The following is a 25,576-nucleotide window of genomic DNA, read 5'->3' as shown; positions in this document are numbered from 1 at the left end:
AAAAACCGACGGCGCCCGTCAAGGCTGGCTACCACGGGGCGACGAGCCCAGCAGGGCGTGCAGATGGGGCAGCAAGCGTTGCCCTGGCACATAGTCGCGCATGGCCGTGGCCAGTTGACGCGCGGCCAGCCTGGCGCGGCCATCGTCGAGCATACGGGTGGCGGCATGGCGCAGGGCGGTTTCCTGGAAACGGTCGGCGCGCAGCAGCAGGCCGGCGCCGGCGCCCGCGATGCCGTGCATGTTGAGGAATTGGTCGAGGTTGCCGGCGATGCCGATGACGGGTACGCCTGCCGTCAGCGCCTGCTGGCTGGTGGGGCTGCCGCCGTTGCAGATCACCAGGCTGGCGCGGCGGGCGGCCGCGTCGCCCGGCAGAAAAGGCGCGACATAGGCATTCGGCGGCACGGCATCGACGCGGATGGTGCCGGCCGTGGCCGCCAGCACGGTGACGGGCAGGGGCGCCAGCGCGCGCAGCACGCGCGGCAGCAATTGCCCCTGGCCCGAGCTGCCCAGCGTGACATAGACGATCGGCCGTCCGCTGCTCAGTTCCGGTCGCTGCCACCAGTCCGGCAAGTCGAGCGGCGGCGCCCAGATGATGGGGCCCAGGTAGTCGTGCGTGGGTGGCATGCCATGCGGCGGAAATAGCTGGGGAATATCGGCGTACAAGGTGCGGTCGGCATCCGTATAGATGCGCCGCAGGTCGCTGCCCAGCGATGGCAGGCCATGGCGTCGGCGCACGCGGTTCAGGGGGACGGCATGCGAGGCGAAGGCCAGCGGGCGGATCAGGCGGAACAGGGGATCGGCCAGCCAGATGGGCAGCACGCCCGTCAGGGGCAGGCTGGGCACCGTGTAATGCTGGCGCACCCAGGGACTCCAGTAGGCGTTGCTGACGGTAATGTAGGGAATGTGCTGCAGGCGCGCGCTGACGGAGAGCGACAGGCGAAAGTCGCCGATCACGAGATCGGGCTGGGCGGCATTGAGCAGGCGTAAGTCATCTTCCACGTACGCGTGCAAGGTGCTTTCCGTATAGACGGGCTTGCCGTGGGCCAGCGCCTGCAGAAATTGCAGTGATGAAATGCTGTCGATGCGCCAGCGGCGGAAGTGGGCTTGCCTGAAACAAAAGTCATACCCATCGGCGCAGGCAAAGTGCACTTCGTACGCTTCCTCGTCCAGGCCCTGGGCCAGGCTCAGTGGGCGGCCAACATGGGCCAGGGTCACTGCCTCGGCCATAAAGAGGATTTTCTTGCGCGCCATAGGGTCGCTTGCACTCGTGCTGTAGGGGATGCCTGCCAAGTTGGAGTGGCGCCACGCCGTTTAGTTCCCCTGCAGCGTGCCACTGGCGGGCGCCAGGATTTGGCCGCATCGGCTAGAGTGGGGCAAAGGAGGCCACCATGCAGCCACAATTCCATTTTTCCCCGCTGCGTGCACACAGCACGCCCGAACCCGATATGCCGCCACCGCCGGAAGGCGATCCCCTCACGCCGCCGCCGGAACAGCCGCCGCACATCGACCCCGTGCCGGTCGAGGAGCCAACGCCGCCGCCACCGCCCGTGAAAATGCATTGAGCGGTTTTCGTGCCATGGCGCGGCGCCAAGGCCTGCGGTGGGCAGGCGCGCGCCGTGTTTATTTCCAGTCAGAAATGGAAGGCGCGGGCCTCGCCGGAGGTACGCCATTTAAACAACAAAAATGCCCACAAATGTTGCCGTGTGGATACAAATCAAGCCCGAACTGTCGAGTGTCATGCGGCCGTCACGATTCTGTTCTTATAATGAGACATCATAAAAATTCTTGTACAGGAGACCATCGTGGGCAATTCCTTGCATAACAAAATCTACCTGGGCCGGCGGCCTGTGATCACCAGCAAACACCTCGTGGCGCTGGCCCTGGCGGGTGCCGTTGCTGGTTGCGGCCTCGCATGGCTGCTGCTGCGCAGCTACAAATAACGCTCATCACACGCGTGTTTCCGCCGCCTGGCCGCCTGGCCGGCGGCGGTAGATGCACGTTGCCTGTTGCCGATGCGCAGCGGGGCGCGTACCATGGGGGCCGAACACCTGGCCTTTTATGGAAAAGTAATGAAGAACGAGAAATTAACAACCGATGAATATGACGCGCTGGAGCAAGTTGCACGCGGCATCAAGACCGAGCGCCCGAGCGCCTGCGTTGCCCGCAATGCCAAGCGCCTGTCGGGCCTGAAGCTGCTCAGCTATGCGCGCGATGGCCGTCTGTCCATCACCGATAAGGCGCAGCAACTGCTGTTCCTGCGCCGCTGCATCATGGGGCTGCGCGCCGTCGCCGCCGATCCGCTGACCAAGCTGGACACGGAAGTGGCATACTTTCTGGGCAAGAAAGCCCACATCGTGGCGCGCGCCGAAGGCGAGGGCCACGACATTTCCGACAAGGGCCGCGAATCGCTGGCCGACATCGACACCCTGGGACTGTAACAGCCTGTCCCGGCAACCGGCCCCTGGGGCCGGTTTTCACATCCCCCTCACTTTTATTTCCCCTTTGGAGAACACTTTGGACAGCGCGATGAACTGGTCGGCCCACGAACTGACGATGACGGTCTTGATGACGCCCGATATGGCCAACTTTTCCGGTAACGTGCATGGCGGCACCATCCTGAAATACCTCGACAGCGTCGCCTACGCCTGCGCCAGCCGCTATTCGGGCAGCTATGTGGTGACCCTGTCCGTGGACCAGGTGATGTTTTTGCAGCCTATCCACGTGGGTGAGCTGGTGACGTTCCTCGCCTCGATCAATTACACGGGCACGACGTCGATGGAAGTGGGTATCCGCGTGGTGACGGAAAACATCCAGCAGCGCCTGGTGCGCCACGCCAACAGCTGCTATTTCACGATGGTGGCCGTGGACGCCAACCGCAAGCCGGTGGCCGTGCCGCCACTGGTGCTCGAAACGCCGGAGCAGCATGCGCGCTTCGAGCAAGCCAAGCTGCGCAAGCTGTCGCGCCAGAAGGTGTCGAAGAAGTAAAGGCAATCGGCATAAAAAAACGGCCGCCAGAGCAATCTGGTGGCCGTTTTTTTTATTGCCTGCCGCCTGCTGGCGGCATGGCGCCGTGATTAACGGTCGCCGTAGCTGCGGCGTGCGCCGTCGGTGCTGCGCGGGTTGGAACCCTTGTAGCCGCCGCCGGTGCTCGGCGCGCCGTCCTTGCGTGGTGCGCCCGGCTTGCTGAACGTGCGTTGGCCTGGCTTCGCGCCGCCACGGTTGTCGCCTGGTTTCCAGCCGCCTGGACGGGCGCTCGAACGTGGTGCCGATGCCGTTTTCTTCGGCTCGAAACCTTCGATGACATTGACCGGGATCAATTGCTTGGTGAAGCGTTCGATGCGTTTGACGTTCATGCCTTCAGCGTGGTTCACCAGCGAGATGGCCAGGCCATTGCGGCCAGCGCGGCCGGTACGGCCGATGCGGTGGACGTAGTCTTCCGGGAACTTCGGCAGATCGTAGTTGAACACGTGGGTGATCGTCGGCACGTCGATGCCGCGGGCGGCAACGTCGGTGGCAACCAGCACTTTGACCTGGCCGCGGCGCATGCCGTCCAGGGTGCGGTTACGCGCGCCCTGATGCATGTCGCCGTGCAAGGCGGCAGCGGAGAAACCGGCGATGTTCAGACGGTCGGCGATGGTGTCGGCGTCACGCTTGGTGGCGGTGAACACAACAGCCTGGTCCAGCGATTCGTCGCGCAGCAGGTGGTCCAGCAGGCGATTCTTGTGCGACAGATCGTCGACGAAGTGCACGCGCTGGGTGATGTTTTCATGCTTGTTGCTCGAGCTTGCCACCTGGATGACCAGCGGGTTTTTCGTGATGCGGCGGGCCATGTTGCCGACGACGCCGTCCAAGGTTGCCGAGAACAGCATGGTTTGACGGCCTTCCGGCGTCGCTTCGACGATTTTTTCGATGTCGTCGATGAAACCCATGTCCAGCATGCGGTCGGCTTCGTCCAGCACCAGGATTTCCAGTTGCGAGAAGTCGATCTTGCCCGAATCCATGTGGTCGATCAGACGGCCAGGGGTGGCGACCAGGATCTCAGGATTCTTGGCCAGCAATTGCATCTGTTTAGGGTAAGGCATGCCGCCCAGAATCGACACAGCCTTGATGCGGCGGATGCCGGTGCTGTACTTGTCTGTGTTGGTGGTCACTTGCAGGGCCAGTTCGCGCGTTGGCGTCAGTACCAGCATTTTTGGCTGGGCAGCCTTGAAGCGTGGACGCTCGCCGCGGGCGCGCGATGCTTGCATTTCCTGGTTCGGCGTCTTGCCGGCGGCACTTTGTTCGGCGCTGGCCAGTTTGTGCAGCGACGGCAGCATGAAAGCTGCGGTCTTGCCCGAACCGGTCTGCGACGAGACCAGCAGGTCACGGCCTTCGATCGCGGCTGGAATCGCTTGCGACTGTACCGCGGTTGGCGCGGTGTAGCCCGATTCGGTCAGAGCGGCGATGATGGACGGATGCAGGCCTAAGGATTCAAATGTCATTCTTTTCTTTCGTAAAAATCAGCGTTCTTGCAAAAAGCAGAACGCAAAATAGCAACGCCAACCAAAACGAAATGACTCAACTAAAAAGAAATTTCGGCACAAAAGCTTTGCGCCGGGACGGTGTCAGGTGCGACACACAAGGCGGGAGGGCTTTATAAGCGGCATCCTGTGGATGCGCTAAGGCTTGCGAAGCTGCTAAGTTTGTAGTGCATGACTGCGGTGTTGCCATCGCTTCAAGGTAACATATTGCAGCGCACAACGACACTATACCGTATTTGCCGCCGTTTTGCACGGGCTAAATGGGAAGAAACGCAAGTCCTACCACGTTTTGAAGATGTTTCCTATCTGAAATCAGTAGGAATACGTAGATTTCGCCCGTTTAATTGAGCATGGCCACGATGTCGGCGGGCAGCGGCGGCGCCTGCCGTGCAGGCCGGGCTCCAGCTGATACATTCCCTTGGCATGCCGCCAGGTCGGCACACGTCACCGCATTACTCCACTTCGGGATTGACCGCCATCACTTGTGAAAAACCGCCATCGACGTAGGTGATCTCGCCCGTGATGCCCGACGCGAGGTTGGACAGCAGGAAGGCGGCCGTGTTGCCGACCTCTTCGATGGTGACGTTGCGGCGCAGCGGGGCGTGCTCGGCCACGAAGCCCAGCAGCTTGCTGAAATCCTTGATGCCGGAAGCGGCCAGGGTCTTGATGGGGCCGGCCGAGATGCCGTTGGCGCGGATGCCGCGCGGGCCCAGCGATTCGGCCAGGTAGCGCACGGACGCTTCCAGCGACGCCTTGGCCAGGCCCATGGTGTTGTAGTAGGGCACGGCGCGCACGGCGCCCAGGTAGGTCAGGGTCAGGACCGACGCGCCCGGATGCAGCAGGGGCAGGGCGGCCTTGGCCATGGCGGGAAAGCTGTAGGCGGAAATGTCGTGGGCGATGCGGAAGCTGTCGCGCGACAGGCCGTCGAGGAAGTCGCCCGCGATCGCTTCGCGCGGCGCGAAGCCGATGGCGTGCACGAGGCCGTCCAATTGATCCCAGTGGCGTGCCAGGTCGCGGAAGACGGCGGCGATCTGTTCATCGCTGGACACGTCGCAGTCGAACACCAGTTCGCTGCCGAATTCCGCCGCAAATTCCGTGATGCGCTCCTTGAAGCGTTCGCCCACATAGGTGAAGGCGAGGGTGGCGCCTTCGCGGTGGCAAGCCTTGGCGATGCCATAGGCGATGGAGCGGTTCGACAGCAAGCCCGTGATGAGGATTTTTTTGCCTTGCAAGAAAGCCATGACGACTCCTGTCTGGGGTGGTGGGTCGGGCGGATGTACAACCGGCCGCGACAGCAAAGCTGTGGCGGCCGGTGAAGTGCGTCAATACAACTCAGGCGATCAGTGACGCGCTTTTGCCCGACTGTTACCGCCGCCGCGCTGAATGCGCGGCTTCACCAGCGAGATCGGTGCCGTTTGCGCCTTGCCGCCCTTGGCGACGCGGCGCAGCGCTTTGGCGGCCCGTTCAGGACGGTCCGCTTCCAGCAGCATGGTGGCGCTGTCGGCGATTTCCTGGGTGATGTCGCTGTTCATCGTGGCCGAGGTTTTCGGCACGAGGATGGTGGAACCGGCGCGCAGGCTGGTGCGCTGGGGAATGTTGTTGGCCTGGCGCAGCACGTCGGCCGTGGTGCCGAATTTCGACGCCAGGGTTTCGATGCGTTCGCGCGCATTGGTGATCTTGTGCGTGGTCCAGCTCGACAAGGCATGGCCCCATTGCGCCAGGTTGGTGGTGAACTTGGCGGCGTTTTCCTGCGGCAGCAGAATCTTCGTCTTTTCGCCGCCGATGATGACGGGGCGGTTAAATTGCGGATTCAAGGCCTTGAATTCATCCATCGACAGTTCGGCCAGCTGGGCGGCGACGGTGATGTCGATGTCGCTGGTCTTGTCGATGGCCGTGAAATACGGCTGGTTGTCGACCACCGGCAGGGTCAGGCCGAACTGGGCCGGATTGGCGATGATGTTTTTGACAGCTTGCAGTTTCGGCACGTAGTTGCGCGTTTCGGCCGGCATCAGGTCGGCCAGGCTTTCGAAATCGGTCGGCTTGCCCAGTGCCTGATTTTTCTTGATGGCGCGCTGCACCGAACCTTCGCCCCAGTTGTAGGCAGCCAGGGCGAGTTGCCAGTCGCCAAACATGTCATACAGGCGCTGCAGGTACGTCAGGGCCGCATCGGTCGAGGCCAGCACGCCGCGGCGCTCGTCCTTGAACATGTTTTGCTTGAGGTTGAAATCGCGCCCGGTGGCGGGCACGAATTGCCACATGCCGGCCGCATTGGCACTGGAGAATGCCTGCGGGTTGAAGGCGGATTCGATGAACGGCAGCAAGGCCAGTTCCGTCGGCATGCCGCGCTTTTCCAGTTCCTGCACCACGTGGAAGATGTAGCGCGAGGCGCGTGCCGTGGTGCGGGCGATGTAGTCGGGGCGGGTGGCGTACCAGTTGACGTGATTCGCCACCAGCTGGTTGTTGATGTCGGGAATCGCATAGCCGCTGCGGATGCGGCCCCAGACGTCGGCTTCGCGCAGCGGATCGGAATTGTCGCTGAGGTTTTTCAGCAGACGGTCGGTCTTTTGCAGGCGGTTGTCGAGGGTGGGGAGTTTCGCCGTGACCTGGGCGGTCATCGGGATCAGGGCTGGTGCGGCGGCGGCGACTGGCGCGTTATCGCTCTCAACACCGGCTTCGTACGCCTGGCTGAGGGCGGGCGCAAGCGCCAGGGCCAACGCCGCCAGGACGGTAGATTTAAAGGAGTTTTCGTGCATAGTGTTCCATTGTTGTCGTCGGAGAAACATCGGACAGACCCATGATCAAGTTGCGAGTGTACGTATATCCACATGCCGGAGTCAAGAATTATGTCAGCATGATGACAGCACATAGGCGTCAATAGCGATGTTTCCAGTCGCTAATAATGCAATTATTACAAATTTAATTTGCCAGATGTGCGATTCGGCCGCTGTTATAGCATACATGGCGACGAGGCTGGCGCAAGCTTGGCGCCCGTCCGGTATGAGACTGCGCAAAGAGTGCGTACAATTTGGCTTTGGCCGGCCATTCGGCTGCCGGCCGCCTTATTGATAGAGAGTCAAGTATATGAACACCCCGCCGCGCCACGACGACGACAACGCCGTCATCATCGCCAATACCGTTGCCTGGCTGGAAAAGGCCGTGATCGGCCTGAACCTGTGCCCGTTCGCCAAGGCCGTGCACGTCAAGAAGCAGATCCGCTATGTGGTATGCGAGTCGGAGAACCCGGAAGATTTGCTGGCGATGCTGATGGACGAGCTGCAAACCCTGGCCGACACGGACCCCGAGCAGATCGACACGACCTTGCTGATCCACCCGTACACCCTGAACGATTTCCTCGACTACAACGAGTTCCTCGATGTGGCCGACGCGGCCGTGGAAGACATGCACCTGGCCGGCGAACTGCAAGTGGCCAGTTTCCACCCGCACTACCAGTTTGCCGAGACGTTCGAGGACGACATCAGCAACTACACCAACCGCTCGCCGTACCCGACCCTGCACCTGCTGCGCGAAGACAGCATCGAGCGCGCCGTCGAGGCCTTCCCGGAAGCGTCGGAAATCTTCGACAAGAATATCGCCACCCTGGAAGCGCTGGGCGTCGAAGGCTGGGAAAAGCTCGGCTTGCCGAAGGTATCCTGATGGCTGACAAGGAATTGCCGCCGCGTCCAGACACACCTTGCGTGGCCGTGTGCTCGACGACGTTCGATGAAATTTGCCGCGGCTGCGGCCGCACCGTGGTGGAAGTGGCCCACTGGGTGTCGATGACGGACGAGGAGAAGGAAGTGGTGTGGGTGCGCATCCTGGCGCAGGGGTATCCGCGCCGGAATACTTAGCTAACCCAAAGGCAACTGCTGGGGTCAGACCCCCTCACATGCCGGCGATGACTTTTGTGTGAGCGGCATTGAGGGTCTGACCCCGGTACTGTTGACGCTAACGATCAATAACTGCCGATAAAATCCTTCTTGCCCACTTCGATGCCATTGTGACGCAGGATGTCGTACGCCGTCGTTGCGTGGAAGAAGAAGTGCGGCAGTGCGTAGTGGAACAGATAGGTCTGGCCCGTGAAGTGCTTGGTCTTTTCGCCGCTGCCGGTGGTGATGGCGCGCGTTTCGCTGCCGTCGATGTCCGCTTGCGGCAGGCTTTCCAGGAAGGCGATGGTTTTCACGATGCGCGCTTTCAGCTCTGCAAAGCTCTGTTCGCTGTCTTCATACGGCGGCACGGCCACGCCGGCCAGACGCGCGCCGCAGCCCTTGGCGAAGTCGGTGGCGATCTGGATCTGGCGCACGAACGGCAGCATGTCCGGGAACAAGCGGAATTGCAGCAGGGCGTTCGGGTCGATTTTCTTGTCTTGCGCGTGCGTTTCCGCCTTGTCCAGGATGGCGGCCAGGCTGCCCAGGATCTGTTTGAAGACGGGGATCGAAGCGGAGTAGATGGAGAAGGTCATGGTGGTTCCTCTAGGTAAAGTGGCGCGATGATAGCAAGCCGCGCGCTTTTTTGCTGGCGCCGCCCGGGCGCGCCGGCCCACGTGTGGTTTTTCAAGCCTGTCTATATAGCATGACCTGGATGCTGACACGTGTTTATTGGTGACTTTTCCCGCTTTTTCCATGCATAATTGCTTTTGAAAAAGTTTCTTCCCGCCTTGTCACCTGAATTCCCCTGTAAAGTTCGATGATCGCCCGCCTGATCCCTGTTGCCCTGTTGCCGCATGTTTAATTCACCTTACCAGCGCCTGCGCGCCAGCCTGCGCGTGCTGTACGGCTCATCGATCTATGGCGCCCTGCTGCTGGTGGTGTTCGGCGGCCTGGTCGTGCCCGCCATTTTCGGCAGCTATGTGCTGGTCGGCGTGCATGAGCGCCAGTCGGCGCGCACCAGCCTGAACGAAGCCTTGCAGCGCAATGCCGACATCCTGGCGCTGGGCATGCAGGAGTCGCTGTGGAACATGAATGCGGAATCGGCCCATTCGCTGGTCGAATCGGTGATGCGCGACCGCGCCGTGCTGCTGGTGAAGGTGCTGGGGCAGGGCGACACGGAATTCATCCGTCTGCAGGCGCCGCAGCGGCCCGTGGGCAATCTGTACCGCGCCGAACGCGACATCCTCGTGCGCGGCGAACGCATCGGCCATATCGTCGTCGAGATGGACGACGCGCGCAGCCAGCAGGAGCTGCGCGAAAAGCAGATGTCCTATATTTTCGTGCTGGGCGCCCAGCTGGCCGTGTCGATGGCGCTGATCGTGCTGTTCCTGAACCGCCGCCTGCTCAAGCCCCTGCGCCGCCTGACGCGCTTTTCCGACCGCCTGTCGCACGGCGATTTCGACACGCCGCTGACGTCGAACAGCAATGATGAACTGGGTCGCCTGACGGCCCAGCTCGAGCAAATGCGCGCGGCCATCGGCCAGCTGTTCGAGGATGTGGGCCAGCGCGAAGAGCGTTTCCGCACCATCGTCACGCAGGTGCCGGGTGCCGTTTTCCGCTACCGGCCCGACGGCCCCATCGACTTCGTCAGCGACGCCATCGAAGAGATCGCCGGCTATTCGGCGCACCAGTTCATGCGCGGCACCACGCATGCCTGGGCCGACCTGATCTGTCCGGAAGACCGGCGCGAGCACCGCCGCGCCGTGCGCCAGGCGGTGGCCGACGAACGGCCGTATGCGCTCGAATACCGCATCATCGACGCTTTCGGCATCGAGCGCTGGGTGGCCGAGAATGGCCAGCCGCAGGCGGGCGAGCAGGGCGTCATCTGGATCGACGGCATCATTGCCGACATCAGCCAGCGCAAGCACCACGAGATGCGCATCGAGGCGCTGCTCACGGAGCAGAGCGCGATCCTCGACAACGTGATGTTCGGCGTGATGTTCGTGCGCCACCGCCGCATCATTTCCGTCAACCGCCGCTGCGAGGAACTGTTCGGCTACGGCCATGCCGAGATGACGGGCAGTTCCACCGCCATCGTGTTCATGACCTCATATGACTTCGAGGAGGCGGGCGAGCGCCAGTATCCGGCAATGGCCGCGGGCGGCGATTTCAGCGAGGAGCGCCAGTACAAGCGCCGCGACGGCAGTCTGTTCTGGGCGCTGGTCAGCGGTTGCGCGCTCGATCCCCTGCGCCCCAACGAGGGCAGCATCTGGGTGTATGCCGATATCACGGCGCGAAAGGAAGCCGAGGAAAAGCTGCGCCTGTCGGCCACCGTGCTCGAACATATCGCCGACGGCGTGATGGTGGTCGATGCGGGCGGCATCATCGTCACCGTCAATCCCGCCTTCACGCAGATCACCGGCTATACCGAGGCCGAGGCGGTGGGCCAGCATTCCTCGCTGACACGCTCGGCGCGCCACGACTCTGCGTTCTACCAGGCCATGTGGGACGAATTGAAGGCCAGCGGTTTCTGGCGCGGCGAGATCTGGCACCAGCGCAAGAACGGCGAGCTGTATCTGGAGTGGCTGACGATCAGCGCCGTGCGCGACGCGCGCGCCGGCACCACGCATTACGTGGGCGTGTTCAGCGATATCACGCTGGTCAAGGAGTCGCAGGAAAAGCTCGACCACATGGCCCACCACGATCCGCTGACGGCGCTGCCGAACCGGCTGCTGTTCCACGACCGCCTGCAGCACGCGCTGCTGCGCGCCGCGCGCGACCAGGAGCAGCTGGCCGTGCTGTTCATCGACCTGGACCGCTTCAAGAACGTCAACGACACCCTGGGCCACCACGTGGGCGACGAATTGCTGCAGAAGGTGGCCGGCCAGCTGGCGGCCCGCCTGCGCGAAGGCGACACCCTGGCGCGCCTGGGCGGCGACGAGTTCATCGTGCTGCTCGAGGGTATCGACGGCGAGTACGGCGCGACGCAGGTGGCGGAAAAGCTGATGACCATGTTCGACCAGCCGTTCACGGTGGCCGACCACGAACTGTTCGTCACCTGCAGCGTGGGCATCAGCCTGTATCCGGACGATGCGCTGGACTTGAACATGCTGATACGTAATGCCGACGTGGCCATGTACCAGGCCAAGGCGCGTGGGCGCAACGGCTACCGCTTCTATGCGCCGTCGATGACGGGCGAGGGCGTCGAGCGGCTGCGCCTGGAAACGTTCCTGCGCCGTTCGCTGGAAAAGCACGAGATGTTCCTCAATTACCAGCCGCAGGTGGAAATCGACACGGGCCGCCTGGTCGGCGTCGAGGCGCTGGTGCGCTGGAACCACCCGGAACTGGGCCTGGTGCCGCCCGCGCGTTTCATCCCGCTGGCCGAAGACAGCGGTTTCATCAACCAGTTGGGAAAATGGGTGCTCGACGAAGCGTGCCGCCAGATGATGCGCTGGCAGGCGCAGGGCTTGCACGTGCCGAAGATGGCCGTCAACCTGTCCGTCAAGCAGTTCGAACGGGGCAGCATTGCCGGCATGGTGGCCGCCATCTTGCAGGAAACGGGTCTCGAGCCGCAGCGGCTGCAGCTGGAAGTGACGGAGTCCGTCATCATGAACACGGGCGACGCCCTCGGTTTCATCAATGATTTGCACGCCATCGGCGTGGGCCTGGCCATCGACGATTTCGGCACCGGCTATTCCTCGCTCGCGTATCTGAAACAGCTGCCCGTGCAGACCTTGAAGATCGACCGCTCCTTCATCAAGGATATCTCGACGGACGTCAATGACGAAGCGATTGCGATTGCCATCATCCAGCTGGGCAAGAGCATGCAATTGTCGGTGATCGCCGAAGGCGTGGAGACGGAAGAGCAGGCGGCCTTCCTGCTGCGCCATGGCTGCAAGCTGGCGCAAGGTTATTTTTATAGCCGTCCGGTGCTGGCACAGGATATGCTGGAGCGCTGGATCGATCACTCACTACTATAAAGGACAGCCCATGGCCGCACAATCCTCCCCGTCGCGCCGCCGTTTCCTGCTCGGCGGCCTTGGCCTCGGCGTGGCCGGCGTGGGCGCCCTGGTGCTGGGCTGGGGCGTGCTGCCGCCGCGCCAGCGCCTGCACGGCAGCGCGCCGCTGCCGCTGCACGATGGCGCCGTGGCCCTGAACGGCTGGCTGGCGATTCAATCGGACGGCACGGTGCTGCTGGCCATGCCGCGCAGCGAGATGGGGCAGGGCGTGCACACGGCCTTGCCCATGCTGGTGGCCGAGGAGCTCGACGTGCCTTTGAACAGCGTCAAGCTGATCCAGGCGCCCATGGACAAGATCTTCGGCAACGTCGCCATGCTCAAGGACAGCCTGCCGTTCCACCCCGATGACCAGGGCCGCTTAAAAGCGCTGGCGCAGTGGACGGTGGCCAAGGCGGCGCGCGAACTGGGCGTGATCGTCACGGGCGGCTCGTCGAGCGTGAAGGATGGCTGGGGTCCGATGCGCGAGGCGGGGGCGTCCGCGCGCGCCATGCTGGTGGGGGCCGCCGCCGCGTTGTGGCAGGTGCCGGCCGCGCAATGCCGCACGGAAAATGGCGCCGTGGTCCACCCCGATGGCCGGCGCGCCAGCTACGCCAGCCTGGCGCAGCGCGCCGCAGCCATCGATCCGGGCACGCCCGTGCTGAAGTCGCCCAAGGATTTCAAACTGATCGGCCAGCCGGCGCCGCGCCGCGACACGCCGTCCAAAGTCAACGGCAGCGCGCGTTTCGGCATCGATGCTCGTCCGCCCGGCATGCTGTATGCGGCCCTGCATCTGCCGCCGCGCCTGGGCGATACCTTGTCCGCGTTCGATGCGGCGCCCATTCTGGCCATGCCCGGCGTAAAGAAAGTGCTGGACCTGACGCCGCAGCTGGCCCAGCGCAGCGTCTCGTGTGCCGCCGTGGTTGCCGATACCTGGTGGCACGCCAGACAGGCGGCCGCCGCCTTGCCGACGCAGTGGAAGGCCGGCCCGCAGGCGAACTTGTCCAGTGCTGGCGTGTATGCGGAGTTTGCCCGCCTGCTGGACACCGAGGCCGGTTACGCCTACCACGCCAGCGGCGAGGTGGAAAGTAAAGCCGTGCAAGGCTTGCGCAGCGTCAAGGCCGAATACCGCGCGCCGTTCCTCGCGCACGCCGCCATGGAACCCGTCAACTGCACCGCGCAGGTGAAAAATGGCAAGGTGATGCTGTGGGTGTCGACGCAGGCGCCCGGCATCGCCGTCGACGTGGCGGCGAAAGTGGCCGGCGTCGATGCGCGGGATGTCAGCATCGAAGTGCTGCTGCTCGGCGGCGGTTTCGGCCGCCGCTTGGAATTGGACATGGTGGCGCAGGCCGTGGCCATCGCGCTGCAGTGCGATGGCGCGCCCGTGCAGCTGGTGTGGACGCGCGAACAGGACACCAAGCACGATATGTACCGTCCCGCCGCGCTGGCCCGCTTTGCGGCCCGGCTCGACGAGCATGGCCGCATCGCTTCCTGGGACAATAAATCCGTCAGCGGCTCCATCACGCACCAGTACCTGCAGCGCAATTTCGGCCTGCCCGGCGCGGGGCCGGACAAGACCACGGCGGAAGGCGAATTCGACATGCCGTATGAAATCGCCAACCAGCGCATCGCCCACGAGATCGCCGACAGTGCCGTGCCGGTCGGCTACTGGCGCTCCGTCGGGCATTCGCATAATGCATTCTTCAAGGAAAGCTTTATCGACGAACTCGCGCATGCGGCGGGGCAGGACGGCATCGCCTTCCGCCGCGCCATGCTGACGCAGCATCCGCGCCACCTGGCCGTGCTCGATGCAGCCGTCGCCAGGGCGGGCAGTGCTCCGCCCGGCCATGCGCATGGCGTGGCCCTGCACCAGTCGTTCGGCAGCATCGTCGCGCAAGTGGCGCAAGTGTCCGTGGAAAACGGCGAGATCCGCGTGCAGCGCGTCGTGTGCGCCATCGATTGCGGCATCGCCGTCAATCCGAACATCATCGCCCAGCAGATGGAGTCAGCCGTGCTGTTCGGCCTGTCGGCGGCGCTGGGCGGCGAGATCACGTTCCAGGAAGGGAAGGTCGAGCAAGGCAACTTCCACGACTATCCGGTGCTGCGCATGGGGCAAACGCCCGAGGTTGAAACCATCATCATCGCCAGCGCCGAGCATCCGGAAGGCGTGGGCGAACCGGGCACGCCGCCGATCGCGCCGGCCGTGGCCAACGCCGTGTTCAGTCTGACGGGCAAACGCCTGCGCAGCTTGCCGCTGCGCCTGGCTTGATGCGGATCAGGCCAGCGTGGTAGCCAGTAAATGGCGCAGATTGCAGTCGCGCTGCCAGTCGCGCCGTTCCTGCGTGCTGGTGGCCAGCGCCGCCAGTTCCTCGGCGCTGAGCGCCTGCTGCGCCTGCACCATGCGGTGCGCCAGGCCGCCGTCGGGCAGCACGGTGCCGAAGAAGGCCACGTTGTCTTCGTGCTGGATCAACAGGGTGGGGAAGTTGTCGATGTCGAGGTCGCCCACCACGTCGGCCTGGTCTTCGATGTCGATCCAGACGAAGACGGTGTCCGGATGGCGCGCGGCCAGTTCCTCGAACGTGGCGCGGTAGCTGCCGCAAGTGCCGCACCACAGCGCGCACAGGCAGGCCACCGTCCAGCGCGGGCCGGCCAGGGCTGCCGCGACGTCGGCGCGGTTATCGGTCGTGAGGGTCAGGCTGTGCATGGTCGTATCAGATCAGTAGGCGGATGGGCGCGGGCGCCAGATGCGCGTATTCTACCGCGCCCGGCCCCCTCAGTCCCGAGAATGCATGAGCTTGTTTATGGGTGTTTTTTGATGCAATACACCTTTCTGGTGGATAATGCTGATAATTGCGCGCTGATTACGCTGGTCCATGCTGTTTCCTGGCCCCGCAGCCTGACCCCCTCCAGTCTGTTTTCATGCCCTGCCCGGTGTCAGCGCTCCCGCCTTTGTTTATTTTTATTATGGAATTAGCCAGCTTATGTTGAGTTACCGCCACGCCTTTCACGCGGGTAATCACGCCGATGTGTTGAAACATTATGTGCAGATTCAGTTATTGCAATACCTGAATCAAAAAGATACCGCCTATAGTTATATCGATACCCATTCCGGCGCGGGCGTGTATGCGCTCGACGGCGGTTATGCCTCGAAAAATGCCGAGTACGAAACGGGCATCGCGCCCCTGTGGGACCGTACGGACTGGCCGGCCTCGCTGGCCGAGTACATGAAGCTGATCAAGGAAATGAATCCGAGCGGCAAGATGCGCTACTACCCGGGTTCGCCGTACTGCGCCGACAAGGTCAGCCGCGAGCAAGACCGTCTGCGCCTGTTCGAACTGCATCCTGCCGATGCCAAGATTCTGGCTGACAACTTCCGCAAGGTCGAGGCGCATGCGCTGGCCCAGGGCGAGCGTCCGACCGTGCGCGGCAAGCGCGTGCTCATCACCAAGGCGGACGGTTTCCAGAGCCTGAAAGCCCTGCTGCCGCCGCCATCGCGCCGCGCGCTGGTGCTGATCGACCCGCCATACGAAGACAAGATGGATTACCGCAAGGTCAAGGACACCCTGGCCGACGCCCTCGTGCGCTTCCCGTCCGGCATCTACGCCGTCTGGTACCCGGTGCTGCAGCGCATGGAATCGCGCCAGTTCGCCGACAAGCTCAAGCAATTGCCCAGCTCGGACTGGCTGCACGTGACCCTGACCGTCAATACGCCGTCGCCGGACGGCTTCGGCTTGCACAGCAGCGGCATGTTCATCTTGAACCCGCCGTACACCCTGGAGCCGATGCTGCGCGAAGTCATGCCCTACCTGGTCAAGGTGCTGGGCCGCGACGATGGCGCGAAGTTTGTGCTGGAGACGGGCAAGGGCGGTCAAAAGAACACCGGTACACGGCGCGTATAGTCGTCCTCGGTTAGTGCTGCAATAAAAAACGCCACGGGTAATTGCCCGTGGCGTTTGTGTTTACTGCCCCAACAGCAAGAACACGGTCGGTTTCTTGTGGAAGTCAGGTGCCTTGCCGGCGGCCAATTGTTTCTTCCACTGTCCGCCATTCCACGTCTGCACGTTTTCCGAGTCCAGGCTCAGGTCCGTGGCGACGCAGATCAGGGTTGACGGCGCGCATTGTGCCACGAGGGCTTCGAGCATGGCGGCGTTGCGGTATGGCGTTTCGATGAACAGCTGAGTTTGCTTTTCATTGCGCGAACGGCTTTCCAGTTCCTTGATGCGCTTGGCGCGCAGGGCCGCGTCCGTGGGCAGGTAGCCGTTGAAGGCGAAGCTCTGGCCGTTCAAGCCGCTGGCCATCACGGCCAGCAGGATCGACGACGGGCCCACCAGCGGACGCACTTTAATGCCGTGCTGATGCGCCAGGTGTACCAGGTCGGCGCCGGGGTCGGCCACGGCGGGCACGCCCGCCTCCGACACGAGGCCCGCATCGCGTCCCGCCAGCAGCGGTGCCAGCAAGCCGGCCAGCGCTTGCGCCGGGGTATTGACGTTGAGTTCGGAAATCGTGATTTCCTGCAGCGGCTTGGCCAGCGGATGCTGGTTGCCGATCAATTTCAGGAAGGCACGCGCCGTCTTGGCGTTTTCCGCAACGAAATAATCGAGTTGCGAGGTGATCTGCCGCACCTGCTCGGGAATGATGCGGGCCAGCGGGTCGATGGCGCCATCGGACAGGCCGAGGTGGTTGGGGATCAGGTACAGGGTGCCGGTCATGGATTTTAGTCAGTCATGTTAGTACCCCAACGTCAAACTGCCGGGGGCAGTCCCTTCGGGATCGGAGTGTGCTCCATTGGAGCGCACTCCCCCGTCGGGTCTGACCCCAGATGTTGCCGTTAGGGGTATTTTAAATTTTAAAAAACGCCACGCCCGCCTTGCGCAGCATGCCGGTGAGGGCGATCAGCGGCAAGCCGGTGAGGGCGGTCGGGTCGGTGCTGTCGATGCGTTCAAGCAGGGCGATGCCCAGGCCTTCGTTCTTGGCGCTGCCGGCGCAGTCGTACGGCTGCTCGATGCGCAGGTAGGCGTCCAGTTCCGCGTCGGGCAAGTCGCGCACGGTGACGAGGGTCTGGATATCTTCCACCTGCGCCACTGCCGGCGTCTGGCGGCCATCGAGCAGGCACAGGGCCGTGTGGAACACGGTCTGGCGCCCGCGCATGGTTTGCAGCTGGCGCAGGGCGTTCGCATGGCTGCCTGGCTTGCCGATCTGCGCGCCGTCCAGGGTGGCGACCTGGTCGGAGCCAATGACGAGACTGCCAGGATAGCGGTCGAGCACGGCCTGCGCCTTGGCCTGCGCCAGGCGCAAGGCCGTGGCGCTGGGGCTTTCGCCTGGCAGGGGGCTTTCGTCGAGATCGGGCACGGCCACCTCGAAAGGCAGGCGCAGGCGTTGCAGCAATTCCTTGCGGTAGGTCGAGCTCGATGCAAGAATCAAGCGCAATGGGGCGGAAGTTGGTATCATTCGGTAGTGGATGGCGGCCGGCATGGCCGCGCAGGTCGATGTCAGTGGGATTTCACGCAAATTCCAGGGCGCAGAGCCCATAACTGAGGCTCCATGCGGCATGACGGTGTTGATGAAGTTGTCATGTTGATGGCAATGATTGCGTCAAAAAAGATGCTTAGCCTTTGACTCCGTGCTAAAAACCCTGTTATTATCGCAGGTTTTCCGGGGAAATTTTCTACCAATGAATGCTTTTGTGATCGACGCCTTTGATTTTTGTCGTATCAGCGGGAGCCGCGAGGGTGTAACTCCTGTCGCTGAAATGACCCGGTTGACCAAGGATTGTGCAGATAATTCCGGCGAGATTGCCTGGAAGATCGTCGGCGGCACCAGCAAGCTGGGCTACCCACAACTGACCTTGTCGGTCAACGGCACCGTTCAGCTGGTTTGCCAGCGCTGCCTGACTCCGTATGCTTACGCAATTGATTCGACGACCACTCTGATGCTGGGCAAGGATGACGAGCACGCGGACGAGATCGAAGAAATCATCAACGATGAATCGATCGACGTGATCGTCGGCAGCCGCAGCATGGATGCCGCGGCCCTGATCGAAGATGAAGCCTTGCTGGCCCTGCCGCAGGTACCCAAACACGACGTCTGCCCCGATACGGCGCAGCTCGATGCTCTCAAGTCTGAAAAGAAGTCGCCGTTCGCGGCACTGAAAGACTTGAAGCCAGAATAAGTTAAGTAGTAGTGGTAGTTTGTAGGGGGCCTCAAAAACCGTAGCGAGCGGCCCAATATCGTCTTGAGTAGCGCAAGCGTACGGAAGTACTGAGCGCCGCCAAGGCGATAGTGGGAAGCGCAGTAGGTTTGTGAGGTCCCTTTTAGAGAACGTGTCAAACGCGTGTAGTAATCGAGTATGGCAAGTGTAGTGAAATGTAATTGTAATAAACGATGTCGGTCCGGGCTATTTTCGGGTAGTCTTTGCCGCTGGGATACTCGATTCGCATGTATTTGCCAATCGATTGTGCTAAAATTTTAGAACTTATGTATTAGGAGTCATCATGGCAGTTCAACAGAACAAGAAAACCCCTTCCAAGCGCGGCATGCACCGTTCGCACGACTTCCTGGTCGCGCCGCAATTGAGCGTCGAGCCAGTTACCGGCGAAACACACATGCGTCACCATATCAGCCCTAACGGCTTCTATCGTGGCCGTAAAGTGTTGAAGACCAAAAACGACGAGTAATCGACGTTTTTGTTGGGTAAGATGAAAGCGGTGTTGCGTGGTTATTCGGCGTGGCGCCGCTTCTTCTTTTTTATCGGCTGCAATTCATCTTGCACACCCGTCATTTTGAATCACGCTGTCCAGGCCTGTGCATGACATGCTGCGCCCTGCATATGCTCCAGTCCGATTCACATCTTGCCGCACGCCCGCAGCGGTATTGAATCAACACAAATGACAATCAAAATTTCTATCGACTGCATGGGCGGAGATCACGGTCCCTCAGTCACTATCCCCGCAGCAATTTCCTTCGTAAAACATGAGCCTGAAGCCGAACTGATCCTTGTTGGATTGGAAGATGTGATTCGTGCCGAACTGAAGAAACATAAAGCCGACACGCATCCGCGCCTGTCGGTATTGCATGCCTCCGAACAAGTTACCATGGACGATCCCCTGGAAGTGGCCCTGCGCCGCAAGAAGGATTCCTCCATGCGCGTGGCCATCGAACAAGTCAAGAGCGGCGTGGCGCAAGCCTCCGTTTCCGCCGGTAATACGGCAGCCTTGATGGCCGTGTCGCGCTACGTATTGAAAACCATGTCCGGCGTCGACCGCCCGGCCATCTGCAGCATCTTGCCGAATCAAAAGAACGGCCCGACCTACATGCTGGACCTGGGCGCCAACGTCGATTGCGAACCGCATCACTTGCACCAGTTCGCCATCATGGGCTCCGTGCTCGTGTCCGCCATGGAGGGTATCGAACGCCCGACGATCGGCTTGCTGAACGTGGGCACGGAAGATATCAAGGGCAATGAAGTGGTGAAACTCACCTCGAAGCTGCTGCAGGCCGACCACGAGCGTGGCGCGCTGAACTTCTACGGCAACGTGGAAGGCAACGATATCTTCAAAGGCACGACCGATATCGTCGTCTGCGACGGTTTTGTCGGCAATGTGACCCTGAAAGCCATCGAAGGCCTGGCGCGCTTCATGAAAGACGTGCTCACTTCCGAATTCAAGCGCAATCCGATTACCATGCTGGGCGCGCTGATCGCCCGCGGAGCCCTGAAAGCCATCGGCAACCGCTTGAATCCATCGCGTTACAACGGCGCCAGCCTGCTGGGCTTGCGTGGCCTCGTCTTCAAGAGCCATGGCAGCGCCGATGCTTATTCCTTCGAATGGGCCTTGCGCCGCGCCTTTGATGCGGCAAAAAATGACGTGCAAGCGCACTTGGCCAGCATGATCGCCGAGTTGATGCCGCGCACGCCAGTTCCAGATGAACCTACATCAACAAGCTCTACCATTTAGTGGACGGGTACTTGCATGACTATTTTTAGCAAAACTTACAGCAAAATTATCGGTACCGGCAGCTACCTGCCGGAGAAGCGCGTCACCAACCAGGACTTGACCGAACAGCTGGCCGCCAAGGGCATCGAGACGTCGGATGAATGGATCGTCTCGCGCAGCGGCATCTCGGCGCGCCATTACGCGGCGCCAACGCAAAACTCCTCGGACCTGGGCGTGGAAGCGGCCAAAAAGGCCTTGGAGATGGCTGGCCTGAACGGCAACGACCTCGACCTCATCATCGTCGCCAGCTCGACCCCCGACTTCTTCGGCAGCTTCCCCAGCACCGCCTGCATCGTGCAAAACAAGCTGGGCATCACGAACAATTGCGCCGCCGTCGACGTGCAAGCCGTCTGCAGCGGTTTCGTGTATGCGGTGGCCACGGCCGACAGTTTTATTCAATCGGGCATGCATAAAAACGTGCTGGTGATCGGCGCCGAAGTGTTTTCGCGCATCCTCAATTTCGACGATCGCGGCACTTGCGTGCTGTTCGGGGACGGCGCCGGCGCCATCGTCATGACGGCGTCGAAAGACCCCGGCATTCTGGCCACCAAGCTGCACGCGGACGGCCGCCACTCGAACATCCTCAGCGTGCCGGGCAGCCTGGCTGGCGGCGCGCTGGACGGCAGCGCCTTCCTGTACATGGATGGCCCCGCCGTCTTCAAGCTGGCCGTGTCCGTGCTGGAAAAGGTCGCACACGAAGCCCTCGAACACGCCAACATGACGTCGGACCAGATCGACTGGCTGATCCCGCACCAGGCAAATATCCGCATCATGAACAGCACGGCGAAGAAACTGGGCTTGCCGCTGGACAAGATGGTCGTCACCGTCGACCAGCATGGCAACACTTCGGCCGCCTCGATCCCGCTGGCGCTCGACATCGCCGTGCGCGACGGCCGGGTCAAGAAGGGCGACAACGTCATGATGGAAGGCGTGGGCGGCGGCTTTACCTGGGGCGCCGTGCTGGCAAGGATGTGATAGCCGAAGGCTGACTTTGGGGTCCGACCCGTCGGGGGAATACATTCCAATGGAATGCATTCCGATCCCGCAGGGACGTACCCCAGCAGTTGCCTTTGGGTCTCTGATTCTCTAAATAGTAAAAAAACGGAGTCGACATGACACAATTTGCATTTGTTTTCCCAGGCCAAGGCTCGCAAGCGATTGCGATGCTCGATGGTTTCGCCGGCAACCCCGTGGTTGCGCAAACCGTCGCCGAAGCGTCGGACGCACTGCAATGCGACCTGGGCAAGCTGATCGCCGAAGGTCCGAAGGAAGAGCTGGACCTGACCACCAATACGCAACCGGTGATGCTGACGGCGGCCGTGGCCTTCTACCGCGCCTGGCTGGCGGCCGGCGGCCCCGTGCCGACGGTCGTGGCCGGCCACAGCCTCGGTGAATATTCGGCGCTGGTCGCCGCCGGCGTGATCTCGTTCAAGGATGCCGTGCCGCTCGTGCGTTTCCGCGCGCAAGCCATGCAGGAAGCCGTACCGGTAGGGCAGGGCACGATGGCTGTCGTGCTGGGCCTGTCGGATGATGACGTGCGCGCCGCCTGTGCGGAAGCGGCGGCGGAAAACCCGGCCTTGGTGGTCGAGCCCGTCAATTTCAATGCGCCGGCGCAAGTGGTCATCGCCGGCCACACGGCGGCCGTTGAGCGCGCCTGCGAACTGGCCAAGGCCAAGGGCGCCAAACGCGCCATGAAGCTGCCCGTTTCCGCGCCATTCCACTCGTCGCTGCTGAAACCGGCATCGGACCGCTTGCGCGAGTACATGGCCGGCCTGACGTTCGCCGCGCCGCAGATCGCCCTGATCAACAACGTCGACGTGGCCATCGTCAACGACGTCGCCGGCATCAAGGATGCGCTCGTGCGCCAGGCAGCCAGTCCCGTGCGCTGGGTGGAAACCATGCAAAAAGTGGCGGCAGACGGCATCACGCAAGTGATCGAATGCGGCCCGGGCAAGGTCCTGATGGGCCTGGCCAAGCGCATCGATCCCGTGCTGGTGGGCGACGCCATCGTCGACCAGGCTTCGCTGGAACGCATTTTGACGCAGCTCAAATAAACATCAGATCGCGGCAGCCTGCCTGCCGCGCTTGCTTTTAAGGATACTCATGAATTTAGCAAATCAAGTCGTGCTGGTCACGGGCGCCTCGCGCGGCATCGGCCGCGCCATCGCCACCGAACTGGGCAAACAGGGTGCTACCGTGGTTGGCACCGCCACCTCGGAAAGCGGTGCGCAAGCGATCACCGATTACCTGGCCGCCGAAGGCGTCACGGGCAAGGGCCTGGTCCTGAACGTGACCGATGCGGCGCGCTGCGCAGCCGTCGTCGATGAAGTGCAGAAAGCCTACGGCAGCCTGTCCATCCTCGTCAATAACGCGGGCATTACGCAAGACCAGCTGGCCATGCGCATGAAGGATGAAGAGTGGGACAGCGTGATTTCCACGAACCTGTCGGCCGTCGGCCGCCTGTCGCGCGCCGTACTGCGCGGGATGATGAAAGCCAAAACTGGGCGTATCATTAATATCACGTCGGTGGTGGCGTCGTCGGGCAATCCGGGGCAAATGAATTACGCGGCGGCCAAGGCCGGCGTGGAAGGCATGAGCCGCGCCCTGGCGCGCGAAATCGGCAGCCGCAACATTACCGTGAACTGCATCGCCCCTGGCTTCATCGATACCGACATGACCAAGGCCCTGAGCGAAGAGCAGCACGCGGCCCTGTTGACGCAAATTCCCCTGTCCCGCCTGGGCAAACCGGAAGACGTGGCGGCGGCGGTGGCCTTTTTGGCCTCGCCGCAAGCGGCCTACATCACGGGCACCACCCTGCACGTGAACGGCGGTATGTACATGAATTGATGTGAAAGCTAGACGGGGCGGGCGTTTGTGGCATCATTCAATGGCCGTTTTTGTCTATAATCGCATCTTTTAGCAGCAGCTTCGGTCGAATTAGCAGCAGACACCGAAATTAGTATTCGGACGCGCAAACCTGATAAAATGCGCGCACTTTCCGTAACACACACTTTGGAGCCATAACATGTCGGATATCGAACAACGCGTTAAGAAAATCGTCGCTGAGCAACTGGGCGTTGCAGAAGCAGACATCAAAATCGAATCCTCCTTCGTCGACGATCTCGGCGCCGATTCCCTGGACACCGTGGAACTGGTCATGGCCCTGGAAGACGAATTCGAAATGGAAATCCCTGACGAACAAGCTGAAAAAATCACCACCGTGCAACAGGCGATCGACTACGCCACCGCACACGTCAAGGCCTAAGCCTGTCTGACCGACTTCAGGAGAATCGCTTGAGCCGTTCTAAAAACCGTCGTGTTGTTGTCACCGGCCTGGGCTGCGTTTCACCTGTCGGCAATACTATTGCCGAGGCGTGGGGCGCAATCATTGAAGGTAAATCCGGCATTGCCACGATTACCAAGTTTGATGCACAGCCATTCACCACGCATTTTGCCGGTGAAGTCAAAGGCTTCAATATCGAAGAGTATATCTCCGGTAAGGAAGCACGCCACATGGATACCTTTATCCATTACGGCATGGCTGCCGGCATCCAGGCGATGCAGGACTCCGGCCTGGAAGTGACCGAAGAAAACGCCGAGCGCATCGGCGTGATCATCGGTTCCGGTATCGGCGGCTTGCCGCTGATCGAGGAAACCAAGTCCGAGTACGAAAAGCGCGGTCCGCGCCGTATCTCGCCCTTTTTCGTGCCTGCCTCGATCATTAACATGATCTCTGGCAACCTTTCGATCAAATATGGTCTGAAGGGCCCGAATCTGGCGATCGTGACGGCGTGTACCACCGGTTTGCACAGCATCGGTGCCGCAGCGCGCATGATCGAGTACGGCGATGCCGACGTCATGATCGCCGGTGGCGCTGAATCGACCGTGTCGCCGCTGGGCCTGGGCGGTTTCGCCTCGGCGCGCGCCTTGTCGACCCGCAACGACGATCCGGCAACGGCATCGCGTCCGTGGGATACCGACCGCGACGGCTTCGTGCTGGGCGAGGGCGCTGGCGTCATGGTGCTGGAAGACTACGAGCACGCGGTGGCCCGTGGTGCCAAGATCTATGCCGAAGTGCATGGTTTCGGGATGAGCGCAGATGCTTATCACATGACCTCGCCGCTGGAAGATGGCAGCGGCGGCAGCAAATCGGTGATCGCGGCCCTCAACAACGCCGGCTTGAACGCGGATCAGATTCAGTACCTGAACGCGCACGGCACGTCGACCCCGCAAGGCGACGTGGCGGAAGTGATGGGCATCAAACGCACCTTCGGCGAGCACGCCAAGAATCTGGTTGTCAACTCGACCAAGTCGATGACGGGCCATTTGCTGGGCGGCGCGGGCGGTCTGGAAGCGGTGTTTACGGTCCTGGCATTGCACCATCAGGTGTCGCCACCGACCATCAACATCTTCAACCAGGATCCGGCTTGCGATCTCGATTTCTGTGCCAACACGGCGCGGGATATGAAGATCGATTATGCAGTGAAGAATTCGTTCGGCTTCGGCGGCACGAATGGCACACTGATTTTCGGTAAAGCGAAATAAGCAGGAACTTTCAAGCGCTCGCTACGGTCAAATCGTAGTGAGCGCTGATTCGGCGCCAACGTTCGTTGGCGCCTGAATTTGCCCGGCATGTTGCCGGCGCGCCTTTTTTTTCCCATGAAGTATGTCAATCGCAGTAGCGGCTGTCATTCGCACGCCTGTCTGTTTGCGTCTGTTGCAAGCGGTGCTGGGACTGTGCGCCTTGCTGGCCGCCTGGCCCCTGAGCGGTGCGTGGCGCGCTGCGGCGGTGCCTGGCCAACTGGTGGGCGGCTATGCGCTGGGCTGGCCCGGTGCGTTGCTGAGCACGGCTGGCGGCGTGTTGTTGCTCGCTTTGCTGCGCAGGCGCAGAAAGCCGCAGACGCTTGATATTTCGCCGGTTGGCCAATTGCGGCTGGCGGTATATCTGGAGCATGGCGGAGCGCCAGGGGCGGATGCCGGCGGGGTGGCGGCGCCGCCCGGCCCGGGGCCGTCGCCGCCGTCAGGACTGCGCCTGTTGCCGGGCTCGACCCTGTGGCCGTCGCTGCTGGTGCTGTGCCTGGCCGATGCCGCAGGGCGGCGCACGCAGGTGCTGGTGCAGCGCGGCGGCGGCTGCCCCGCCTTCCGCCCGCTGGCCGTGGCGTGCCGGGCCATTGCGGCGCGGAGTGGGGACGAATAAAAGTGGG

General features: G+C 62.0%; 26 protein-coding genes. 18 read left to right on the top strand and 8 right to left on the bottom strand.

Going from position 1 to position 25,576, the window contains the following annotated elements:
• Nucleotides 1-18: 18 nt before the first annotated feature.
• Nucleotides 19-1,251, bottom strand: a complete 1,233-nt coding sequence (locus AC1Q6X_RS00365) for a glycosyltransferase (protein WP_121670011.1) — start codon at nucleotides 1,249-1,251, stop codon at nucleotides 19-21.
• Nucleotides 1,252-1,388: 137 nt separating this feature from the next.
• On the opposite strand from AC1Q6X_RS00365, the gene AC1Q6X_RS00360 reads away from it, so the two are divergent.
• From AC1Q6X_RS00360 to AC1Q6X_RS00345, 4 genes are all read left to right on the top strand, one after another.
• Complete coding sequence (locus AC1Q6X_RS00360; protein ID WP_162995740.1) at nucleotides 1,389-1,562, top strand: hypothetical protein; 174 nt, start codon at nucleotides 1,389-1,391, stop codon at nucleotides 1,560-1,562.
• Nucleotides 1,563-1,802: 240 nt separating this feature from the next.
• Entirely contained in the window at nucleotides 1,803-1,940 is a 138-nt protein-coding gene (locus AC1Q6X_RS00355; protein ID WP_162995739.1) for a hypothetical protein, read from the top strand.
• Between the two features lie 129 nt (nucleotides 1,941-2,069).
• Nucleotides 2,070-2,438, top strand: coding sequence for a hypothetical protein (locus tag AC1Q6X_RS00350; protein WP_070223908.1), 369 nt, complete (start codon nucleotides 2,070-2,072; stop codon nucleotides 2,436-2,438).
• An 88-nt stretch (nucleotides 2,439-2,526) separates the two neighbouring features.
• The gene (locus tag AC1Q6X_RS00345; RefSeq protein WP_034750191.1) at nucleotides 2,527-2,985 is read left to right on the top strand and encodes an acyl-CoA thioesterase; all 459 of its coding nucleotides are present in this window, start codon (nucleotides 2,527-2,529) and stop codon (nucleotides 2,983-2,985) included.
• Between the two features lie 89 nt (nucleotides 2,986-3,074).
• On the opposite strand, the gene AC1Q6X_RS00340 is transcribed toward AC1Q6X_RS00345, so the two are convergent.
• The 3 genes from AC1Q6X_RS00340 to AC1Q6X_RS00330 all read right to left on the bottom strand — a co-directional run bounded on the left by AC1Q6X_RS00340 (nucleotide 3,075) and on the right by AC1Q6X_RS00330 (nucleotide 7,273).
• Nucleotides 3,075-4,481, bottom strand: coding sequence for a DEAD/DEAH box helicase (locus tag AC1Q6X_RS00340; RefSeq protein ID WP_035820280.1), 1,407 nt, complete (start codon nucleotides 4,479-4,481; stop codon nucleotides 3,075-3,077).
• Nucleotides 4,482-4,972: 491 nt separating this feature from the next.
• Entirely contained in the window at nucleotides 4,973-5,761 is a 789-nt protein-coding gene (gene fabI / locus AC1Q6X_RS00335) for an enoyl-ACP reductase FabI (RefSeq protein WP_492494423.1), read from the bottom strand.
• A gap of 99 nt (nucleotides 5,762-5,860) precedes the next feature.
• On the bottom strand, nucleotides 5,861-7,273 hold the full coding sequence (locus AC1Q6X_RS00330) for a transglycosylase SLT domain-containing protein (protein ID WP_070288666.1): 1,413 nt from the start codon (nucleotides 7,271-7,273) through the stop codon (nucleotides 5,861-5,863).
• A gap of 328 nt (nucleotides 7,274-7,601) precedes the next feature.
• Between AC1Q6X_RS00330 and AC1Q6X_RS00325 the strand changes: the two genes are divergently transcribed.
• Nucleotides 7,602-8,174: a DUF1415 domain-containing protein gene (locus tag AC1Q6X_RS00325; RefSeq protein ID WP_070311434.1), complete on the top strand. Its 573-nt coding sequence runs from the start codon at nucleotides 7,602-7,604 to the stop codon at nucleotides 8,172-8,174.
• Nucleotides 8,174-8,368, top strand: a complete 195-nt coding sequence (locus tag AC1Q6X_RS00320; protein WP_034749680.1) for a DUF1289 domain-containing protein — start codon at nucleotides 8,174-8,176, stop codon at nucleotides 8,366-8,368. The genes AC1Q6X_RS00325 and AC1Q6X_RS00320 overlap by 1 nt, the downstream gene beginning before the upstream one ends.
• A 104-nt stretch (nucleotides 8,369-8,472) precedes the next feature.
• Here the strand turns inward: AC1Q6X_RS00320 and AC1Q6X_RS00315 are convergent, their stop codons facing one another.
• Nucleotides 8,473-8,979 (bottom strand): DUF1993 domain-containing protein, encoded by a 507-nt coding sequence (locus AC1Q6X_RS00315; RefSeq protein ID WP_034779265.1) that lies wholly within the window; start codon nucleotides 8,977-8,979, stop codon nucleotides 8,473-8,475.
• A gap of 261 nt (nucleotides 8,980-9,240) precedes the next feature.
• On the opposite strand from AC1Q6X_RS00315, the gene AC1Q6X_RS00310 reads away from it, so the two are divergent.
• Both AC1Q6X_RS00310 and AC1Q6X_RS00305 read left to right on the top strand, forming a co-directional pair.
• Nucleotides 9,241-12,366: a bifunctional diguanylate cyclase/phosphodiesterase gene (locus AC1Q6X_RS00310; protein WP_492494420.1), complete on the top strand. Its 3,126-nt coding sequence runs from the start codon at nucleotides 9,241-9,243 to the stop codon at nucleotides 12,364-12,366.
• A gap of 10 nt (nucleotides 12,367-12,376) precedes the next feature.
• Nucleotides 12,377-14,650 carry a xanthine dehydrogenase family protein molybdopterin-binding subunit gene (locus tag AC1Q6X_RS00305; RefSeq protein ID WP_492494418.1) on the top strand — a complete coding sequence of 758 codons (2,274 nt, stop codon included), beginning with the start codon at nucleotides 12,377-12,379 and terminating at the stop codon, nucleotides 14,648-14,650.
• A gap of 6 nt (nucleotides 14,651-14,656) precedes the next feature.
• Here AC1Q6X_RS00305 and AC1Q6X_RS00300 read toward each other — a convergent pair whose 3' ends face one another.
• The gene (locus AC1Q6X_RS00300; protein ID WP_070288662.1) at nucleotides 14,657-15,085 is read right to left on the bottom strand and encodes a thioredoxin family protein; all 429 of its coding nucleotides are present in this window, start codon (nucleotides 15,083-15,085) and stop codon (nucleotides 14,657-14,659) included.
• A gap of 277 nt (nucleotides 15,086-15,362) precedes the next feature.
• Here AC1Q6X_RS00300 and AC1Q6X_RS00295 point away from each other — a divergent pair, with 277 nt between their 5' ends.
• Nucleotides 15,363-16,280 (top strand): 23S rRNA (adenine(2030)-N(6))-methyltransferase RlmJ, encoded by a 918-nt coding sequence (locus AC1Q6X_RS00295; protein ID WP_070288661.1) that lies wholly within the window; start codon nucleotides 15,363-15,365, stop codon nucleotides 16,278-16,280.
• A gap of 60 nt (nucleotides 16,281-16,340) precedes the next feature.
• On the opposite strand, the gene AC1Q6X_RS00290 is transcribed toward AC1Q6X_RS00295, so the two are convergent.
• Nucleotides 16,341-17,090: an SAM-dependent methyltransferase gene (locus tag AC1Q6X_RS00290; RefSeq protein WP_230505283.1), complete on the bottom strand. Its 750-nt coding sequence runs from the start codon at nucleotides 17,088-17,090 to the stop codon at nucleotides 16,341-16,343.
• A gap of 130 nt (nucleotides 17,091-17,220) precedes the next feature.
• Complete coding sequence (locus AC1Q6X_RS00285; RefSeq protein WP_230505285.1) at nucleotides 17,221-17,829, bottom strand: Maf-like protein; 609 nt, start codon at nucleotides 17,827-17,829, stop codon at nucleotides 17,221-17,223.
• Between the two features lie 223 nt (nucleotides 17,830-18,052).
• Between AC1Q6X_RS00285 and AC1Q6X_RS00280 the strand changes: the two genes are divergently transcribed.
• The 9 genes from AC1Q6X_RS00280 to AC1Q6X_RS00240 all read left to right on the top strand — a co-directional run bounded on the left by AC1Q6X_RS00280 (nucleotide 18,053) and on the right by AC1Q6X_RS00240 (nucleotide 25,569).
• Nucleotides 18,053-18,550 carry a YceD family protein gene (locus tag AC1Q6X_RS00280; protein ID WP_121670008.1) on the top strand — a complete coding sequence of 166 codons (498 nt, stop codon included), beginning with the start codon at nucleotides 18,053-18,055 and terminating at the stop codon, nucleotides 18,548-18,550.
• Between the two features lie 322 nt (nucleotides 18,551-18,872).
• A complete protein-coding gene (gene rpmF / locus AC1Q6X_RS00275) occupies nucleotides 18,873-19,055 on the top strand; it encodes a 50S ribosomal protein L32 (RefSeq protein WP_034749653.1) in 183 nt (60 codons plus the stop codon).
• 210 nt (nucleotides 19,056-19,265) lie between these two features.
• Entirely contained in the window at nucleotides 19,266-20,333 is a 1,068-nt protein-coding gene (gene plsX, locus AC1Q6X_RS00270; protein WP_230505287.1) for a phosphate acyltransferase PlsX, read from the top strand.
• Nucleotides 20,334-20,348: 15 nt separating this feature from the next.
• Nucleotides 20,349-21,347 (top strand): beta-ketoacyl-ACP synthase III, encoded by a 999-nt coding sequence (locus tag AC1Q6X_RS00265; RefSeq protein WP_230505288.1) that lies wholly within the window; start codon nucleotides 20,349-20,351, stop codon nucleotides 21,345-21,347.
• Between the two features lie 137 nt (nucleotides 21,348-21,484).
• Complete coding sequence (gene fabD, locus AC1Q6X_RS00260) at nucleotides 21,485-22,426, top strand: ACP S-malonyltransferase (RefSeq protein WP_070223879.1); 942 nt, start codon at nucleotides 21,485-21,487, stop codon at nucleotides 22,424-22,426.
• A gap of 49 nt (nucleotides 22,427-22,475) precedes the next feature.
• Entirely contained in the window at nucleotides 22,476-23,219 is a 744-nt protein-coding gene (gene fabG / locus AC1Q6X_RS00255; protein ID WP_070223877.1) for a 3-oxoacyl-ACP reductase FabG, read from the top strand.
• 178 nt (nucleotides 23,220-23,397) lie between these two features.
• Nucleotides 23,398-23,637 carry an acyl carrier protein gene (acpP, locus tag AC1Q6X_RS00250; RefSeq protein WP_008449912.1) on the top strand — a complete coding sequence of 80 codons (240 nt, stop codon included), beginning with the start codon at nucleotides 23,398-23,400 and terminating at the stop codon, nucleotides 23,635-23,637.
• A gap of 29 nt (nucleotides 23,638-23,666) precedes the next feature.
• On the top strand, nucleotides 23,667-24,917 hold the full coding sequence (gene fabF, locus AC1Q6X_RS00245; RefSeq protein ID WP_070223875.1) for a beta-ketoacyl-ACP synthase II: 1,251 nt from the start codon (nucleotides 23,667-23,669) through the stop codon (nucleotides 24,915-24,917).
• A 163-nt stretch (nucleotides 24,918-25,080) separates the two neighbouring features.
• A complete protein-coding gene (locus tag AC1Q6X_RS00240; protein ID WP_492494412.1) occupies nucleotides 25,081-25,569 on the top strand; it encodes a hypothetical protein in 489 nt (162 codons plus the stop codon).
• The last annotated feature ends 7 nt before the right edge of the window (nucleotides 25,570-25,576 follow it).

It is taken from the genome of Janthinobacterium sp. GW823-FHT06H09 (assembly GCF_058794735.1).
The sequence above is the reverse complement of the archived record's forward strand: the minus strand, read 5'-3'. Positions and strand labels throughout refer to the sequence as shown.